Source organism: Streptomyces sp. NPDC033845, from assembly GCF_055576225.1.
The window spans coordinates 299,082-315,099 of record NZ_JBVIRI010000007.1 but is presented as its reverse complement, the minus strand read 5'-3'; the positions used below and the strand labels follow the sequence as shown (position 1 = coordinate 315,099).

Here is a 16,018-nt window from a genome sequence, read left to right as displayed (position 1 = left end):
ACCGCTGTCCTAGAAGGGGAACTCGCTGCGGCCGTGCTGGACGGAGATCCACTTCTGGGTGGTGAAGGCCTCGACGGTGGCCTCGCCGTTCAGCCGGCCCAGCCCGGAGGCCTTCTCCCCGCCGAAGGCGGCCAGCGGCTCGTCCCCGATGGTGGAGTCGTTGACATGGATCATGCCGGTGTCGATCCGCTCGGCGAACCGCACCCCGCGCTCGACGTCCCGGGTGTGCACGGCGCCGCTGAGCCCGTACGGGGTGGCGTTGGTCAGCCGGACGGCCTCCTCCTCGCCGTCGAACACCACCAGCAGGGCCACCGGGCCGAAGATCTCCTGGCCGAGCAGCGGGGAGTCCTCGGGCAGTCCGGCCAGCACGGTGGGCTCGACCAGGTTGCCGCGGGTGGATCCGCGGACGAGCGCCCGGGCGCCCTCCTCGACGGCGCGGTCCACCAGGGCGGTCAGCGCGTCGGCCTGGAAGGAGTTGATCAGCGGGCCGATGTGGGTGTCGGCCTCGTGCGGGTCGCCGGTGCGCAGGGACCGGACCCGGGCGGTGAACTTCTCGGTGAACTCCTCGGCCACCGAGGCGTCCACCAGGATCCGGTTGGCGGCCATGCAGACCTGCCCCTGGTAGACGAAGCGGCTGAAGACGGCCGCGTCCACCGCGTAGTCGAGGTCCGCGTCGTCCAGGACCACCAGGGCGCTGTTGCCGCTGAGTTCCAGCACGGTCCGCTTGAAGTGGCGGGCGGCCACCGCGCCCACGTGCCGGCCGACGCGGTCGGACCCGGCGAAGGAGATCACCTTCGGCACCGGGTGGGTGAGGAGCGCGTCGCCTATCTCGGCTATGTCGGTGACCAGGACGTTCAGCAGTCCGGCGGGCAGTCCGGCGTCCTCGAAGATCTTGGCGATCACTCCGCCGCCGACCACCGGAGCGTTCTGGTTGGGCTTGATCACCACGGCGTTGCCGAGGGCGAGGGCCGGGGCCACCGACTTGAGGGTCACCAGGAAGGGGAAGTTGAAGGGGCTGATCACGGCGATCACGCCGACCGGGAGGCGCTGCACCCGGTTCTCCTTGCCGGCCACCGGGGAGGGCAGGATCCGGCCCTCGGGGCGCACCGCCAGCTGGATGGCCTCGCGGAGGAACTCCATCGCCAGGTGGACCTCGTACTCGGCCTTGGGACGGGTCCCGCCGAGCTCGTCGATCATCGCCTCGACGATCTCCTTCTCGCGCTCGGCGGTGATCGCCAGGGCGCGCTCCAGCACGGCGCGTCTCGCGTAGGGGCTGGTCCGGGCCCATTCGGCCTGGGCGCGCTCGGCCGCGCGGTAGGCCCGGTCGACCTGGTCCACGGTGGCCACGGTGATGGCCGCGAGCTTCTCGCCGTTGTACGGATTGACGTCGATGATGTCCCACGAACCGGTGCCGGCCAGCCATTCGCCGTCGATGTACTGGTGAGCCAGGTCCTCGAATATGGACATGCCATCCCTTACTGCAGGCGCGCACCCGTGCGCTGCACCGGAGACTGATCAGACGTCATAGTACGTGCGAATCAAGACAGTTGGAGCAGACCTCGGAGAAGATCCCTGGTCTGGGCGGGGTCGGGGCAGTCCTGCTGGAGCCGTTCCATCGCCCGGCCGTACTGCGCCACTTCCTCGTCCTTGTCCAGGTAGAGGGCGCTGGTGAGCTGTTCCAGATAGACGATGTCCTGGAGGTCGGACTCGGGGAACCGGAGCATGGTGAAGGCACCGCTCTCGCCGGCGTGCCCGCCGAAGGAGAAGGGCATCACCTGGAGCCGGACGTTGGGGCGCTGGGAGATCTCGATCAGGTGCTCCAGCTGGCCCCGCATCACCTCCCGGTCCCCGTAGGGGCGGCGGAGGGCGGCCTCGTCGAGGACGGCGTGGAAGAGGGGGGCGTTCTCGGAGACCAGGACCTTCTGGCGCTCCAGCCGGAGGGCGACCCGGCGGTCGATCTCGGCGGGGGTGGCGCCCGGCATGCCGCGGCTGACCACCGCGTGCGCGTACGCCTCGGTCTGGAGGAGGCCGTGGACGAACTGCACCTCGTAGATACGGATGAGGGAGGCCGCGCCCTCCAGGCCGATGTAGGTCTGGAACCAGCCGGGCAGCACGTCTCCGTAGCTGTGCCACCAGCCGGCCGCGTTGGCCTCGCGGACCAGTCCGAGGAGCGACTCGCGCTCCGCGCCGTCCGTGACCCCGTACAGCGTGAGGAGGTCCTCCACGTCCCTTGCCTTGAAGCTCACCCTTCCCAACTCCAAGCGGCTGATCTTCGACTCGGATGCACGGATCGAGTAACCGGCCGCTTCACGGGTGATCCCGCGGGATTCACGGAGCCTCCTGAGCTGCGAGCCCAGGAGGATGCGGCGCACCACAGAACCGCTGGCTTCTGCGGTCACTAGTCCTGCCCTCCCCATCGCGATGAGTGCCAAGCGCGTCGCGGGGCCCCCGCACCCCTCTGGGCCCGAAGTCTGCCACCAAAACGCATCCAGCCGTACTCGTTCTGTAACGGAATCCGAGCTCTCGGAAAAGAAGTCCGTAAGTCGGCGTAGGAAGAAATGAGCAAGAACCGTCACGGGAGTGGACAGGTCCGGCGCGTGCACGTGCATCTGCCCTTGCATCCGGCTGCGCCATTCGGAACCATGGTGCCCGCGCACCGCTCCGTCCGCGAATCCGGGAGTGCCTCGCATGGGGATGAATGGATCGACCATGCTCGAGCCGTTACGGCAGGGGCTGCCCCCGGTCGACCCCTCGGCCGTCTCCGGATCCGCCTCCTGCGCGCTGCCCGCCCAGTACGAGGCGGTGCGCGGCGCCCGCGCGTTCACCCGGTCGACCTTGGGCCAGTGGGGTCTCGACGACCGCTTCGACGACGTCTCCCTGGTCGTCTCCGAACTCGTCACCAACGCGCTCCGGCACGCCCTGCCCCAGGACCACCGGGGCGGCGAGGCCCGGGGCGCGGACCGCGAGCCGCCGGTCCGGCTGCACCTGATGCGCTGGAGCACCCGGCTGGTGTGCGCGGTCCGGGACCCCAGCGAGGACAGCCCCGGCGGATGCTTCTCCCCGGAGAAGACGGACGAGAACAGCGACGCCGAGTCGGGGCGCGGACTGTTCCTGGTCGACTCCTACAGCGACAACTGGGGCTGGCACCCGCTCGCCGGCCGGCTGACCGGCAAGGTGGTCTGGGCGCTCTTCATGCTCCGGGACTGACCCGGCGCGCCCCGGGACCGACCGGCACGACCGATCCGGACACGCCACCGGCCGGGAATGATCGTTGCGATCATTCCCGGCCGGTGCACGTGCATGGCCGGATCAGCCGATCAGGTGGTCGAACTCCCCGTCCTTCGCCCCGAGCAGCAGCGCCTCGATCTCGGCGGGCGTGTAGACCAGCGCGGGCCCGTCCGGGAAGCGGGAGTTCCTCACCGCGACGTCGCCGCCGGGCAGCTTGGCGAACTCCACGCAGGAGCCCTGCGAGTTGCTGTGCCGGCTCTTCTGCCAGGTGAGCTGATACAAGGACGAGAGCTCTGCAGCTGCCATCCCGTTGTACGCGTGGTCCACAGGAAGCCCCCGATAGTGCAGATGTCAACTGCACCGGATCATAGCTGTGTTCACACCCGCATGCATGGGCAGATGCACGTGCACGCGGGGTGCTCCCTTGATCACGGAGAGAGGGCCTCCGCGACCTCGTCCAAGGAGACGAACAGCGGCTCCACGGCGTTCCGCGGCATCCCCGGCTCCTCCCAGCGCGCCACCAGCGCACGCGCCCCGCCCCAGTCCGGCACCCGACGCTCCCGCACCGCCCGGGCCCCCTCCTCGGTGGACGCCCGCAGCACCCGGGCCAGTTCCGCCGCGGCGGGGACCGGTGCGCGCGCCCGGTCCGGGAGGTGCGCCTCCAGCAGCATGGCGTTCCGGCCGAAGGCCACCAGCGCCTCGGCCGCCTGCTCGGCCGCGGCCCGGGACAGCCCCCGGTGCCGGACCGGCTCCCCCGCCGCCCGGGCCACCGCCTCCTGCCAGCGGGCGCGCGCCTCCCGGGCCGCCAGCAGCGCCTCCCGCACGTCCGCCCGGCGGGCGCCGGCCGGATCGGCGTACTGCCCGAGCACCGCGGCGGCGTAGCGGCCGTCCGCCGCGATCCAGTCCGCCAGCCGGGCCCGCAGCCACGGGGTCTCCCAGGCCGGGTACACCGCGTAGCCGATCATCGCCAGCAGCCCGCCGACCAGGGTCAGCGCCACCCGGTCCGGCACGGTCTGGTCCCAGCGGGTGCCGCCCATGCCGAGCAGGAACACCACGTACGCCGACACGAAGACCTGCGCCACCGCGTACCCGGTGCGCATCAGCGCGTACATCAGCCCGGCGCTCACCACCGCCAGGGCCCCCGACAGGTAGACCCCCGGGTGCGCCAGCTGTACGACCGCGGTGGCCGCGGCCACCCCCAGCAGGGTGCCGCCGAACCGGGCCACCGCCCGCGCGTACGTCTGGGCGAAGTCCGGCCGCATCACCATCACCGCGGCCATCGGCGCCCAGTAGGCGTGCCCGAACGGCAGCGCGTGCCCGACCAGATAGCCCGCCGGGGCCACCACCGCGGTCCGCACCGCGTGCCGGAACACCGGCGAGTCGGGGCGCAGCTCGGCCCGGACGGCACGCAGCACCAGCGGCACCAGGGCCGGCAGGGTGGGCCGCAGCCGGGACTCGCCGGGGTCGGCGGTGCGGCCGGAGCCGGGGGCCGCGGTCTCCAGGACGTCCTGCAGCAGGGCGGTCAGCCGGCGGGCGGCCCGCAGCGCCGCCCCGTCCAGCAGGTCGGGGGTGTCCGGGGCGTGCAGCACGGCGAGGGCCGGGCCGGGGGTCCGGACCGGCTGCCCGTGCCGGATCGCCCGGGCCGCCGCGTCCAGTACGGTGCCGGCCGCGGCCAGCAGTTCCCGCACCCGGTCCCGGGCCGGGCCGTCGGCCGGGGCCCCGGGGGCCGGATGGGCCAGCGAGGCCAGCACCGGGCGGATCCGCTCGGCCAGCCCGCGCGCCCCGTGCAGTTCGGCGGGGCGGGCCCGGGCCTGCCGGGGGGTGACGGTGGCGGCGGCCCGGGCGGTCATCAGCGGCGCCGGGTCGAAGAGGGCCTCGGGCTCGTGGCGCAGCCGGCGGGCGTAGTCGGCGACGGCGGCCAGGGCGTCGGCGAGCGCGTCCCGCTGGGCCCCCCAGCGGCGGATCGGGAACAGCACGATCAGCCCGGCCTGCACCGCGCCGCCGAAGGCGATCATCGCGGCGTGTCCGGCGGCCTGGGCGACCGAGCTCGGCAGGGTGACCGTGACCAGCATGACGGCCACGTTCCCGGAGGCGATGATCCCGGCGGTGGGGCCGGCCGCCCAGGCCAGCCCGGCCAGGAAGGTCCACAGGGCCAGCAGGGTCAGGAAGGCGGGGGTGTGCGAGGAGCCCACCAGATAGCCGAGGAAGGTGGTGACGGCGAGCGTCAGCCCGGAGACCAGGGCGAGCGCGGGCCGCGGCCGCCAGCTGCGCTGGAAGGTGGCGATGGCGGCTTGGAAGGCGCCGAAGGCGGAACTGGCCGCGGCGCCCGGGCCGGCCAGCAGCAGTCCGGCCCCGATGACGAGGGCCAGTCCGGCCGCCGCCCGCACCGCGGCCAGCGGCTCCAGCCTGGTCCGTTCGACCCTCAGCCCGGACCGGGCGGTGTCCTTCAGCGCCCGGAGCCAGCTCATGCCCCAGAGCGTAACTTCCGTCCCGCTTTGCCCGGGTTGGACGCCCCGGGCGGGATCAGTCGCGCGTCTCCGGGAGCGGGGTGCGGCCGCGGCCGACCCGGGCCGCGTCGGCCGCGGCGGTGCCGTCCGTCCAGCCCGCGTGGTCGGTGGCCCCGCGCAGCCGGGTGGTGGTGGTCCGCGGGAACATCTCCTCGGCCCGGGCCCCGACCGCCACGTCCCGGGCGACCAGCGCGGGCAGGTGGTCCGAGCCGCCCGCCTCGGCCGTGGCGTGCTCGGCGGTCTCGGCCAGCCGGTGGCCGAGCCGGCTGGCGTAGGCGAGCAGGAAGGACTGCCGGAAGGTCTTGGTGCGCTTGCGGCCGCCGGCCCGCTGGCCGGCCTCCGCCCGGGTCATCGCCGCCGTGCCCTGCACCAGCAGCGAGGTGTGGAGCAGCTCCACGGCCTCCAGATCGCTCTCGAAGCCCACCACGGTGGAGAACTCGAAGGCGCTGTTCCACACCGCCCGGCAGCGGTTGGCGGTCGCGACCGCGTCCAGCAGCACCGCCTTGGCCTCCTCGTACGGCGGCTCCACCCCGATCCGGCGGGCCCCCGGCCGCCGGCCGGACGCTCCGCCGCGCTCGGCGAGCAGCGCCTCGTCCACGGTGTGCCGGGCCATCAGCTCCTGTGCCTTGGCGCTGAGCGCCTCCGCCTCCTGCGGATAGCCGGTGGCCTCGGCCTTGGCCAGCAGGGCCCGAATCCGGGCGAGCATCCGGGGTTCGATGTGCGCCGTCTCCAGCGCCTCGGCGGGGTCGCCGGGTATCGGGCCGACCGGTTCGACGGAGGGCAGCCGGATCAGCAGCCGCAGCACCTCCAGCACCGAAGTGGCCAGGGTGAAGCGGTCCGAGCGGGTGCGCCGGGCGAGCTCCTCGGCGTACCCCCGGTCCCCGTCCCACCAGACCTCGGCCGACGTCCAGTCCTCCGGGGTCCGGGCGTACCGGCGGGACTCGGCCGCGATCAGGTCCTCGGCGATCCGCAGCTCCCGCTCCCCGAGGTCCCGGCGGACCAGCCGCAGCACGTCGGCCGGCCGCCAGCCGCGCTCCCAGGCCTGCCGGACGTACTCCTCGCCGCGGGCGATCCACGCCCGGCCGACCTCCGGCCAGGCCGCCGGATCGGCGGCGAGCAGCGAGGCCCCGGCGTCCAGCGCCCCGTCGTCCACCGAATACAGCGCGACCGCACAGGCCCGCTCGACCACCTCGACACCGTCCGCACTCACCCCACCACCCTGCCACGTGCTGTCGGAGCCGGCTGCCACACTCGCACTCATGAGCGACCCTGCCCCGCGTTGGGCCCTCGCCGAGAGCGGCGACGGCCGATGGCATGCCGCTGCCCTCGCCCCCGGTCCGGAGGGGGCCCCGGCCGCCGGCGGGCGGATCGTCGCGGCCGACGCCGCCGGGGCGGTCCGGGCCGCCCCGCCCGGGGTCCGCTGGATCTGGCAGTCCACCCAGGCCGTCTACCCCGGTCTGCTGGCCGCCGGCCTCCGGGTGGACCGCTGCTACGACGTGGAGGACGCCGAACTGCTGCTGCTGGGCCACGAGGGCCGCCTCGGCGAACCCCGCTCCGGGCCGGCCGCCTGGGCCCGGCTGACCGGGGCACCCGTCCCCCCCGACCCGCCGCAGCGCTCCGCCGCCCCCGGCACCCAGTCCTCGCTGTTCGAGCCGCAGCCGGCCGCCCCGCTGCCGCTGGACCCGCTGCTCGCCGTCTACGCCGAGCAGATGCGGCGGCACCGGGCCACCGCCCACCCCGGCCGGATGAGCCTGCTGACCGCCGCCGAGTCGGCCGGGTTCCTGATCGCCGCCGAGATGAACGCCGCCGGACTGCCCTGGCGCGCCGACGTGCACCGGGCCGTGCTCACCGAGCTGCTCGGCGAGCGGTACGCGGGCGGCGGCGAGCCCCGCCGGCTCGCCGAGCTCGCCGAGCGGGTCTCGGCCGCCTTCGGCCGCCGGGTCCGCCCCGACCTCCCGGCCGATGTGGTCAAGGCCTTCGCGGAGGCCGGGATCAAAGTGCGGTCCACCCGGCGCTGGGAGCTCCAGGAAGTCGACCACCCGGCCGTGGAACCGCTGATCGCCTACAAGAAGCTGTACCGGATCTACACCGCGCACGGCTGGGCCTGGCTCAAGGACTGGGTGCACGAGGGCCGCTTCCGCCCCGAGTACGTCCCCGGCGGCACGGTCACCGGCCGGTGGGTCACCAACGGCGGCGGCGCCCTGCAGATCCCGAAGGTGATCCGGCGGGCGGTGGTCGCCGACCCGGGCTGGCGGCTGGTGGTGGCCGACGCCGACCAGATGGAGCCCCGGGTGCTGGCCGCGATCTCCCGGGACCCGGGGCTGATGGCGGTGGCCGGCCGGCCCGAGGACCTCTACACGGCCATCTCCCGCCAGGGCTTCTCCGGGGACCGTGAGAAGGCCAAACTCGCCGTGCTCGGCGCGGTCTACGGCCAGACCTCGGGGGACGGCCTGAAGAACCTCGCCGCCCTGCGCCGCCGCTTCCCGCGCGCCGTGGCGTACGTGGACGAGGCCGCCCGGGCCGGGGAGGAGGGCCGGCTGGTCCGCACCTGGCTGGGCCGCACCTGCCCGCCGGCGGTCGGCGCCGGGGACCCGGAGGAGGCCGGACTCCCGCAGGCCGCCGACCCCGCCCCCGCCGCGGCGGACGGCTGGACCCCGGGCTACGCCTCCACCGACTCCCGGGCCCGCGGCCGGTTCACCCGGAACTTCGTGGTCCAGGGCAGCGCCGCCGACTGGGCGCTGCTGATGATGGCGGCCCTCCGCCAGGCCACCGCCGCCGCCGGGCTGCGGGCCGAGCTGGTGTTCTTCCAGCACGACGAGGTGATCGTGCACTGCCCGGCGGAGGAGGCCGAGGCGGTGGCCGCCGCGATCCGGGCGGCCGCGGACCGGGCCGGGCTGATCGCCTTCGGCGAGACCCCGGTCCGGTTCCCGTTCACCACGGCGGTCGTGGAGTGCTACGCGGACGCCAAGTAGGGGCCGGTCGGCCGGGCGCTACCGCGTCCACCGGGGGCTGAGGGCGATCGCCCGCAGCTGCTCCATGGTGAGCAGCGGGGCGGGGCGGGTGGCCGGCTTGTTCTGGCTGCCGGTGTTGAAGGTGGACACCACCACCCGCAGACCGTCGGTCCGCAGGGTGTCCACGCTCCACCACACCACTCCGGCGCCGCGCTTCTCGCCGGGCCGCTGCTCCGGCTTCACCAGGGTGCCGTCCGGCAGGGTGACCACGCCGGGGCCGGTGAACAGGTCGCCGGCCAGCGAGCCGCTGTCCGGCTGGGCGTTGACCTGGACCAGGGACTTGCCCTTGCCGTCGTCGAGGACGGCGAACGCGTACGAGGGGTCCCCGCCCCTGGTGACCAGCGTGACCCCGTCCTTCGGGAGCAGGCCGGGGAGGATCTTCGCGGCGTCGGGGCCCTCCGTGGCGGGCGGGGACACCTCGGTCGGGTCGACGTCCGGCAGGTCGTCCAGGGCCGGCAGCCAGACCTTCGAGGTGACCAGGGCCTTGAGCTGGGCCGGGGTCAGGGGCGGGGCGGGGCGGGACACCGGGGCGCCCTTCTCCTTCGGGGCGTTCCATTCCGACAGGTCGACCAGGAAGCCCTGCCGGGTGGCGAGGGTGGCCCGCCAGACCCGGGTGTCCACCCGCCGGTCGGGATACTCGTAGCCCTGGTGGAGCAGCAGCCGGGAGCCGTCGGGCAGGGTGCTGGAGGTGCAGCTGTCATAGCCCTCCAGCTCCTTGTCCCCGCATTCGGTCATCGTGGTGGCGGTGCCGTCCTCCGGGTGGAAGCGGGTCAGGCTGAGGGAGAAGGCCGCCTTGCCCCTGCCGTCGTCGAAGACCCCGCCGACGTGCGGGGCGGAGGTCTCGGTGCCGGCGGACCGCTCGGCGGTGAAGGTGCCCCCGGGCAGCAGGGACCTCAGCTTCTCGACCATCTGCGGCCCGCTGACCGCCCCGGTGCCCGCCCGCTCGGATCCGGCCCCGCCGCCGGTGCCGCCGGTGGGCTCGCCCGGTCGGGTCGGCGTCGGTGTCGGCTGGGCGGCCACCCAGGACCCCTTGCCGTCGTCCCCGGTCAGCAGTCCCCCGGCCCAGGTGCCGACACCGCCCAGCAGGGCCACCGTGAGAACCGCTCCGGTGGCCACCGCCGCCCGGCGCCGGGCCACCAGCCGGCGGCCGTGCCGCTCGCCGCCGTCCACCAGGGCCTGCCGGTCGGTGCTGAAGCCTTCGCCGGTCCGCCGCAGGGCGTCGCCGAGTTCGTCTTCGAAGGGCATGAGGAACCAAACCTTCCACGAAAAGGGGTGTGATCGAAGCCGCGGGGACGCGGGTCAGAAGAAGACGAACTCGGACATGCTGCCGCCGAGTTGCTCCCTCAGTCGGGCCAGTGCACGGGAACTCCGGGTCCGCACGGCCGCCGAGCTGACGTTCATCACGTCGGCGGTCTCCTCGACGCTGCGGTCCTCCCAGTACCGGAGCACCAGCACCGCGCGGTCCTTCGGCGCCAGCCCCCCGAGCGCCTCCAGCAGGGTCATCCGCAGGGCCGGATCGGGCCCGCCGCCGGCCGGTTCCGGGAGCTCCCCCACCGGCTGCTCCCCCGAGGAGCGGCGCCGCCGGTGCGTGAGGAAGGCCCGGACCAGCACGGTCTGCGCGTACGCCGCCGGATTGTCGATCCGGGAGACCCGGCCCCAGAGCAGGTACATCCGGCCCAGGGTCTCCTGCACCAGGTCCTCGGCCAGATGGGTGTCGCCGGTGGTCAGCAGACAGGCCGACCGGTACAACTGCCCGCTCCGCCCCTCCGCGAACTCGCGAAAGCCCTCCCGCTGTCCCTGCCGCAGCATCCGCTCCCCCTCGCCGTCGGTCCCACCCCAACGACGCGGTACGGCCGGGAAATGTTTCACCCCTCGCGCGGTTCCTTCGCCAGTTCGTGGAAGTAGACGTGGAACTCGTCCCGAACGAAGCCCTCCGACTCGTAGAGGGCCTGGGCGATCCGGTTGTCGTACGCCGTCTCCAGCTGCACCCCGGACACCCCCTCCGCGGCGGCCCGGCGGACCGTCTCCCGCAGCAGGGCCCGGCCCGCGCCGGTCCGGCGGCCGGCCGGTGCCACGTACAGATCGCTGAGGATCCACATCGGGCGCAGCGCCAGCGAGGAGAACGTCCGGTAGACCTGGGCGAGGCCGACGGTGCCCCGGCCGGGCGAGTCGGCCAGCAGGACCAGGGACTCCCCGGCCCGCATCCGCTCCGCCAGATAGGCCCGCGGCCGGTCCGGGTCCCCGACCTTCACCTCGTAGAAGTCCAGGTAGCCGGCGAACAGCTCCCCGGCCACGTCGAGATCCGCTTCCCCGGCCACCCGTACCACCGTGTCCACAGCGTCCACACCCGTCTTCCCGCGCCTAGTCCTCCGAGGGCGCCCGTGCGCGCCGTGGCCATTCTCCCAGCCGCCCGATTTCCCGCTGCCCCTCGCAACACGCTTGAGGGCCGGTAGAATTGGAGTCTGTGATCAGTGAGCAGCACCCCACGGTCAACTATTCGAGCTATTCGAGCATCGTCATCCCGCTCGAAGCCGGAACCGATGTGCCCACCCACAACCACCCCCAGCACCAGCTCACCTGGGCGCCCACCGGCCTGCTGACCATGACGGTCGGCAACTCCCGCTGGGTGGTGCAGCGTTCCCGCGCCCTGTGGATCCCCGGCGGGGTGGACCACTCGGTGGTCCCCAGCTCGCCCTGCTCGATGCACTCCCTCTACTTCGAGCCCGAGGACTGCCCGCTGCGCTGGGACGCCCCCACCGTCATCGACGCCACCGGACTGGTCGGGCCGCTGCTGTCCTACCTGGTGGACCTCGGCCATGACACGGAGGGCCTGCGGGCCCGCGCCGCGGCCGTGCTCTGGGACCTGATGACCCCCATGTCGGTGTCCACCACCCCGACCATCCTCCCCACCGACCCGCTGGCCCTGCGGATCGCCCTCGCCATCAAACAGGACCCCGCCGACGCCCGGGACCTGGAGGACTGGGGCCGGGAACTCGGCGCGTCCACCCGGACCCTGTCCCGCCGGTTCCGGGCCGAGACCGGGGTCAGCTTCGCCAGCTGGCGGACCTTCGAACGGCTCAACGCCGCCCTCCCCATGCTGGGCGCCGGACAGCCGATCGCCCGGGTCGCCCGGGCGGTCGGCTACAAGACCTCCAGTGCCTTCATCACCGCGTTCCGGCGCGAGATCGGCACCACCCCCGCCGCGTACTTCGGCGGGAGCGGTGCCCGGTCCGACCTCACACCGATGCCGGCTCTGGTTCCCTGACCGGCTCGGCGGCCTTCACGGTCCGGCGCCGGTCCACCGCGAAGGCGATCACCGCGAGGACCACCGAGACCGTGCCGATCCAGGCGCCCAGGGTGGCCAGGGAGTTCATCGCGTCGATCGAGGCACTGTCGGCGACCTCGGTGAGGGCCGGCAGGCTGTCGTGGAACTGCGCGGGCACCCCCTCGACCACCTGGTGTCCGGCCCCGGACCCGATCTGCTCCACGAACTGGTCCTTGAGGTCCTGCGGCACCGCGGCCGCCCCGGGCACCGCCGCCAGCCCCGACTGCGCCTTGTCCTCGGCGACATGGCTGAACATCGCGCCGAGGCCGGCGATGCCCATCGCCATGCCGATCTGCCGCAGGGTGCCGAAGGTGGCGCTGGCCATGCCCGCGTTCTCCTGCGAGGCGAAGGTCAGCGAGGCGGCCTGGGTGACCGCGGTGAGCGCGCCCAGACCCAGGCCGCCGACCAGCATGCCCGGCAGGAAGTGGGTCCACTCGCTGTCCGAACCGAAGCCGGCCATCAGGAACATGCCCGCCGTGACCAGGGACATCGCCAGCGGCAGGGACAGCGCGATCGACACCCGCCGAGCGAAGATCGCGGTCAGCGGGGCGGCGATCATCGCGCCCACGCTGATCGGCACGAGCCGCAGACCCATCTCCAGCGGGGTGTAGCCCAGCGTCCCGATGAGGAACAGCGCCAGGTAGTTCGACGCGGCCATCAGCGTGGCCATGTGCGCCACCGAGACGATCGCGGTGCCCGAGAAGCCGGGCTTCTTCGCCATCTTCAGGTCGAACAGCGGGTGCGGGGCGCGCACCTGCCAGGCCAGGAAGGCCACCAGCAGCACCACGGCGGCGGCCACCAGGGTGACGACCGTGCCCGAGGTCCAGCCGAGGGCGTTGCTGCGGGTCAGCGCGAACACACCGGCCACCAGTCCGCCGGTCAGCAGGGTCGCGCCCAGCCAGTCGGAGCGGCGGTCCGGGATGCTCGCCGACTCGGGCATCTTCAGGGCGGCGAGCACCACGATCCCGATGCCGATCGGCACGTTGATCAGGAAGATGGAGCGCCAGCCGAACTGGGTGACCAGCGCACCGCCGATGACCGGTCCCGCGACGGTGGCGCCGGCCATCACCGCACCGTAGATGCCGATCGCCTTCGCCCGGGCCGCCGTCTCCGGGAACGCGACCGACAGCAGCGGCAGCGCGGTGGCGAACAGCATGGCCGCGCCGACGCCCTGCACCGCGCGCAGCACGTCCAGCACCACGATGGTCCCGGCGAACGCCAGCGCCAGGGAGGCGGCGGTGAACACCCCCATGCCGATGATGAACATCCGCCTGCGGCCGAACCGGTCGCCGAGCGTGGCGAAGGTGAGCAGCACACCGGCCAGCGGGATCGAGTAGGCGTCGATGACCCACTGGAGCCCGTCGATGGAGGCGTCGAAGTCCACCCGGATGTCGGCGAGGGCGGCGGAGACCACCGTGGCGTCGAGCATCAGCATGAAGATCGCGACGCAGACCATGAACAGCACCAGTCCGGGGCTGCGCGGCCGGCCGAGCGGTGGTGCGGCGCTCGTCTTCGAGGTCGTGGACATGAGTACTCCCTGGGGGTGGCGCTCGGGTGTCGGGTGCGGGGGACCTCCATGGCCGGTCGGCGCCGCACCTTCACGCTAGGGGCCCGCCAGGGCGCGCGGAACGGCGTCCCAGGACGACCGATATCGCGCAGCGGACAACTTCAGCCCACCCGACCTGCCCGGTTGCGCGCAGCGGACAACCGGGTGCGTGCACCGGCCAGGTCCGCGGCGAGGGTGGCCAGGACCCCGAGGAAGAGGAGCACGTAGAGATTGGTCAGCACGAACCCCAGCGGTCCGCCCTGCACGGCGGGCACCGCGCCGTCCTCCAGCGGATCGGCCAGGGCCGGCACCGCCGGGACGGTGGCGGCCACCAGCAGCGCCACCGGCAGCCACAGCGTCCGGCGGCCCGGCCGGCCCGCCACCCACACCAGGAACACCGCGAACGGCACCAGCCACACCCAGTGGTGGCCCCAGGACCAGGGCGACACCGCGGCCGCGCACAGCCCGCACACCGAGACGGCCAGCAGCTCCTCGCCGCGCCGGGCCGCCCGGGCGGCCAGCAGCAGCGCCGCGGCGGCGGTGGCGGCCGCGAGCAGCAGCCACAGCCACAGGGCGGCGTCCTGCGGCACCCCGCCCTTCAGCAGCAGCCCCCGCAGCGACTGGTTGTGCCGTGACGCCGGGTCGGCGAAGATCCGGTCGAGATCGGCGAACGCCCCCCGCAGCCAGTAGTCGGCCGAGGCCGCGGGGGCCGCCAGGAAGCTCACCGCCACCGTGCCCGCCGCGCACGCCGAGGCCGTGGCGGCCTGCCGGAACCTGCGGGTCACCAGCAGATAGGCCACGAAGAACAGCGGGGTCAGCTTGAGCCCCGCCGCGATCCCCACCCCGGCACCCCGCGCCCAGTGCTCCTCCCGGCCGGTCAGATCGGCCAGCACCAGGGCGAGCAGCAGCAGGTTGATCTGGCCGTCGTGGAAGGTGCCGTGCACCGCCCCCAGCGCGAAGGCGGCCCCGGAGACCGTCACCACCACCGCGGTGAACAGCCGGGTCTCCATGGAGCCCAGCGCCCGGCAGGACCGGGCCACCACGAACACCAGCAGCCCGGCGTTCGCCAGCACCACGAGCGCCTTGGCGGCCCCCGTCCCCAGCAGGGCCAGCGGGCTGAGGAGAAGGGCCGCGAACGGCGGATAGGTGAAGAAGAAGTCCTCCCGGACCGGCCGGTCGTAGAGGTCCCGGCCGTCCAGCAGCGCCCGGCCGCCGGCCCGGTAGACCTGGAGGTCCACCGCATCGGCACGCCAGGCGAGCACCATGCTCACCAGCCCGAACACGGCGAACCCGGCGACGAGGAGCACCCAGCCCGCCGTCCGGGCCCGCGGCCGCCGGAGCCGTGACGCCACAGTCACCGCGATCCCTCAGACCGGGAGGTCGCCCTGCCCGGTCTCCAGCCAGTCGCGTTCGGCGTCGGTGAGCCGGTGCCCGGCGGCGGCCAGGGAGTCGCGGACCTCCTCCGGCAGCCGGGGCCCGATGAGGGCGACGACCGGGAAGGGCTGGGACAGGGTCCAGGCGAGGGCGATGCCGGTGGCGGAGACCCCGGTGCGCTCGGCCAGCAGGCGGGTGCGCTCCAGTCGGGCCGCGTTGGCCTCGCTGTACCAGCTCTCGGCGAGCGGACCGGTGCGCAGCTCCCCGGGGTCGGCCAGCGCGTGGGCGCCCCGGCCCTGGCTCGCCCACGGGTAGAGCCGGGTGGAGCCCTCGGCCAGCCAGGCCCGCCAGGCCGGGGTGTTGGAGGTCTCGGTGCCCGGGTAGATGGGGTGGACCATGTCGATGAGGCTGTACTGGTTGCTGATGCCGGCGGGCAGCGGCAGCCCGTGCGCGCGGGCGTGGGCGACGGCCTCGGCCACCCGCTCCAGCGGCCAGTTGGACATGCCGTACGAGCCGATCACCCCGCGGTCCACCAGGTCGGCGAGGACGGTGACGAACTCCCCCACCGGGACCTCGGGGTTGTCCCGGTGCAGCATGTACAGGTCGGCGTGGTCGCGGCCCATCCGGTCGAAGCTCTCGGTGAGCTGGCCCTCGATCCGGTCCGGCAGGCAGTCCGGGGTGTGCGCGCCCTTGGCGAGCACCCACACCTCCTTGTCGAGGCCGCGGGAGGCCACCCAGGCGCCGAAGGTGCGCTCGCAGCAGCCGGGGCCGTACGCCTGGCCGTAGAGCCAGGCGGTGTCGAAGGCCCGGCCGCCGCCCTCCCAGTAGGCGTCGAAGACGGGGAAGCCGCGTTCGTTCTGGCCGAAGGCGGAGGTGCCGAGGAGCAGCGGCGGGCCGTCGGGGCCGGGCGCCGGGGCGGATGCGGGCAGCGGGGCAGAGGACATGGCGGCACTCCTGGTCGGGTGGGCGGGCGGAGCGGGTCCCGCGCACCGGCCGCGGACGGCCGGTGCGCGGGACCCGGGAGTTC

14 protein-coding genes are annotated in these 16,018 nt (G+C 73.9%); 3 read left to right on the top strand and 11 right to left on the bottom strand.

What is annotated here, in order from left to right; translation table 11 throughout:
- Window positions 1–9: 9 nt before the first annotated feature.
- Window positions 10–1,467: an aldehyde dehydrogenase family protein gene (locus ACZ50K_RS18110; protein WP_468903823.1), complete on the bottom strand. Its 1,458-nt coding sequence runs from the start codon at window positions 1,465–1,467 to the stop codon at window positions 10–12.
- Between the two features lie 71 nt (window positions 1,468–1,538).
- Window positions 1,539–2,417 (bottom strand): helix-turn-helix domain-containing protein, encoded by an 879-nt coding sequence (locus ACZ50K_RS18105; RefSeq protein WP_468903822.1) that lies wholly within the window; start codon window positions 2,415–2,417, stop codon window positions 1,539–1,541.
- Window positions 2,418–2,688: 271 nt separating this feature from the next.
- Here ACZ50K_RS18105 and ACZ50K_RS18100 point away from each other — a divergent pair, with 271 nt between their 5' ends.
- Window positions 2,689–3,207 (top strand): ATP-binding protein, encoded by a 519-nt coding sequence (locus ACZ50K_RS18100; RefSeq protein ID WP_468903820.1) that lies wholly within the window; start codon window positions 2,689–2,691, stop codon window positions 3,205–3,207.
- Between the two features lie 102 nt (window positions 3,208–3,309).
- On the opposite strand, the gene ACZ50K_RS18095 is transcribed toward ACZ50K_RS18100, so the two are convergent.
- The 3 genes from ACZ50K_RS18095 to ACZ50K_RS18085 all read right to left on the bottom strand — a co-directional run bounded on the left by ACZ50K_RS18095 (window position 3,310) and on the right by ACZ50K_RS18085 (window position 6,945).
- Window positions 3,310–3,555: a DUF397 domain-containing protein gene (locus ACZ50K_RS18095; protein ID WP_468903818.1), complete on the bottom strand. Its 246-nt coding sequence runs from the start codon at window positions 3,553–3,555 to the stop codon at window positions 3,310–3,312.
- A 101-nt stretch (window positions 3,556–3,656) separates the two neighbouring features.
- Window positions 3,657–5,696: an FUSC family protein gene (locus tag ACZ50K_RS18090; RefSeq protein WP_468903815.1), complete on the bottom strand. Its 2,040-nt coding sequence runs from the start codon at window positions 5,694–5,696 to the stop codon at window positions 3,657–3,659.
- A gap of 55 nt (window positions 5,697–5,751) precedes the next feature.
- Window positions 5,752–6,945 (bottom strand): DUF2786 domain-containing protein, encoded by a 1,194-nt coding sequence (locus ACZ50K_RS18085; RefSeq protein WP_468903813.1) that lies wholly within the window; start codon window positions 6,943–6,945, stop codon window positions 5,752–5,754.
- Window positions 6,946–6,994: 49 nt separating this feature from the next.
- On the opposite strand from ACZ50K_RS18085, the gene ACZ50K_RS18080 reads away from it, so the two are divergent.
- Complete coding sequence (locus tag ACZ50K_RS18080; protein WP_468903810.1) at window positions 6,995–8,707, top strand: bifunctional 3'-5' exonuclease/DNA polymerase; 1,713 nt, start codon at window positions 6,995–6,997, stop codon at window positions 8,705–8,707.
- Between the two features lie 18 nt (window positions 8,708–8,725).
- Here the strand turns inward: ACZ50K_RS18080 and ACZ50K_RS18075 are convergent, their stop codons facing one another.
- From ACZ50K_RS18075 to ACZ50K_RS18065, 3 genes are read right to left on the bottom strand one after another with little or no spacing between them, the layout of a single operon-like run.
- Window positions 8,726–9,991, bottom strand: coding sequence for a hypothetical protein (locus ACZ50K_RS18075; protein ID WP_468903808.1), 1,266 nt, complete (start codon window positions 9,989–9,991; stop codon window positions 8,726–8,728).
- A gap of 54 nt (window positions 9,992–10,045) precedes the next feature.
- Window positions 10,046–10,555, bottom strand: coding sequence for a SigE family RNA polymerase sigma factor (locus tag ACZ50K_RS18070; RefSeq protein ID WP_468904002.1), 510 nt, complete (start codon window positions 10,553–10,555; stop codon window positions 10,046–10,048).
- 56 nt (window positions 10,556–10,611) lie between these two features.
- On the bottom strand, window positions 10,612–11,091 hold the full coding sequence (locus tag ACZ50K_RS18065; protein WP_468903806.1) for a GNAT family N-acetyltransferase: 480 nt from the start codon (window positions 11,089–11,091) through the stop codon (window positions 10,612–10,614).
- Window positions 11,092–11,210: 119 nt separating this feature from the next.
- Here ACZ50K_RS18065 and ACZ50K_RS18060 point away from each other — a divergent pair, with 119 nt between their 5' ends.
- Window positions 11,211–12,011 carry a helix-turn-helix domain-containing protein gene (locus ACZ50K_RS18060; RefSeq protein WP_468903804.1) on the top strand — a complete coding sequence of 267 codons (801 nt, stop codon included), beginning with the start codon at window positions 11,211–11,213 and terminating at the stop codon, window positions 12,009–12,011.
- Here ACZ50K_RS18060 and ACZ50K_RS18055 read toward each other — a convergent pair.
- The 3 genes from ACZ50K_RS18055 to ACZ50K_RS18045 form a co-directional block, all read right to left on the bottom strand.
- Complete coding sequence (locus tag ACZ50K_RS18055) at window positions 11,983–13,599, bottom strand: MFS transporter (protein WP_468903802.1); 1,617 nt, start codon at window positions 13,597–13,599, stop codon at window positions 11,983–11,985. The genes ACZ50K_RS18060 and ACZ50K_RS18055 overlap by 29 nt on opposite strands.
- 140 nt (window positions 13,600–13,739) lie before the next feature.
- Window positions 13,740–14,975 carry a glycosyltransferase 87 family protein gene (locus ACZ50K_RS18050; protein ID WP_468903800.1) on the bottom strand — a complete coding sequence of 412 codons (1,236 nt, stop codon included), beginning with the start codon at window positions 14,973–14,975 and terminating at the stop codon, window positions 13,740–13,742.
- 9 nt (window positions 14,976–14,984) lie between these two features.
- Window positions 14,985–15,935, bottom strand: coding sequence for an aldo/keto reductase (locus ACZ50K_RS18045; protein ID WP_468903796.1), 951 nt, complete (start codon window positions 15,933–15,935; stop codon window positions 14,985–14,987).
- Window positions 15,936–16,018 lie beyond the last annotated feature (83 nt).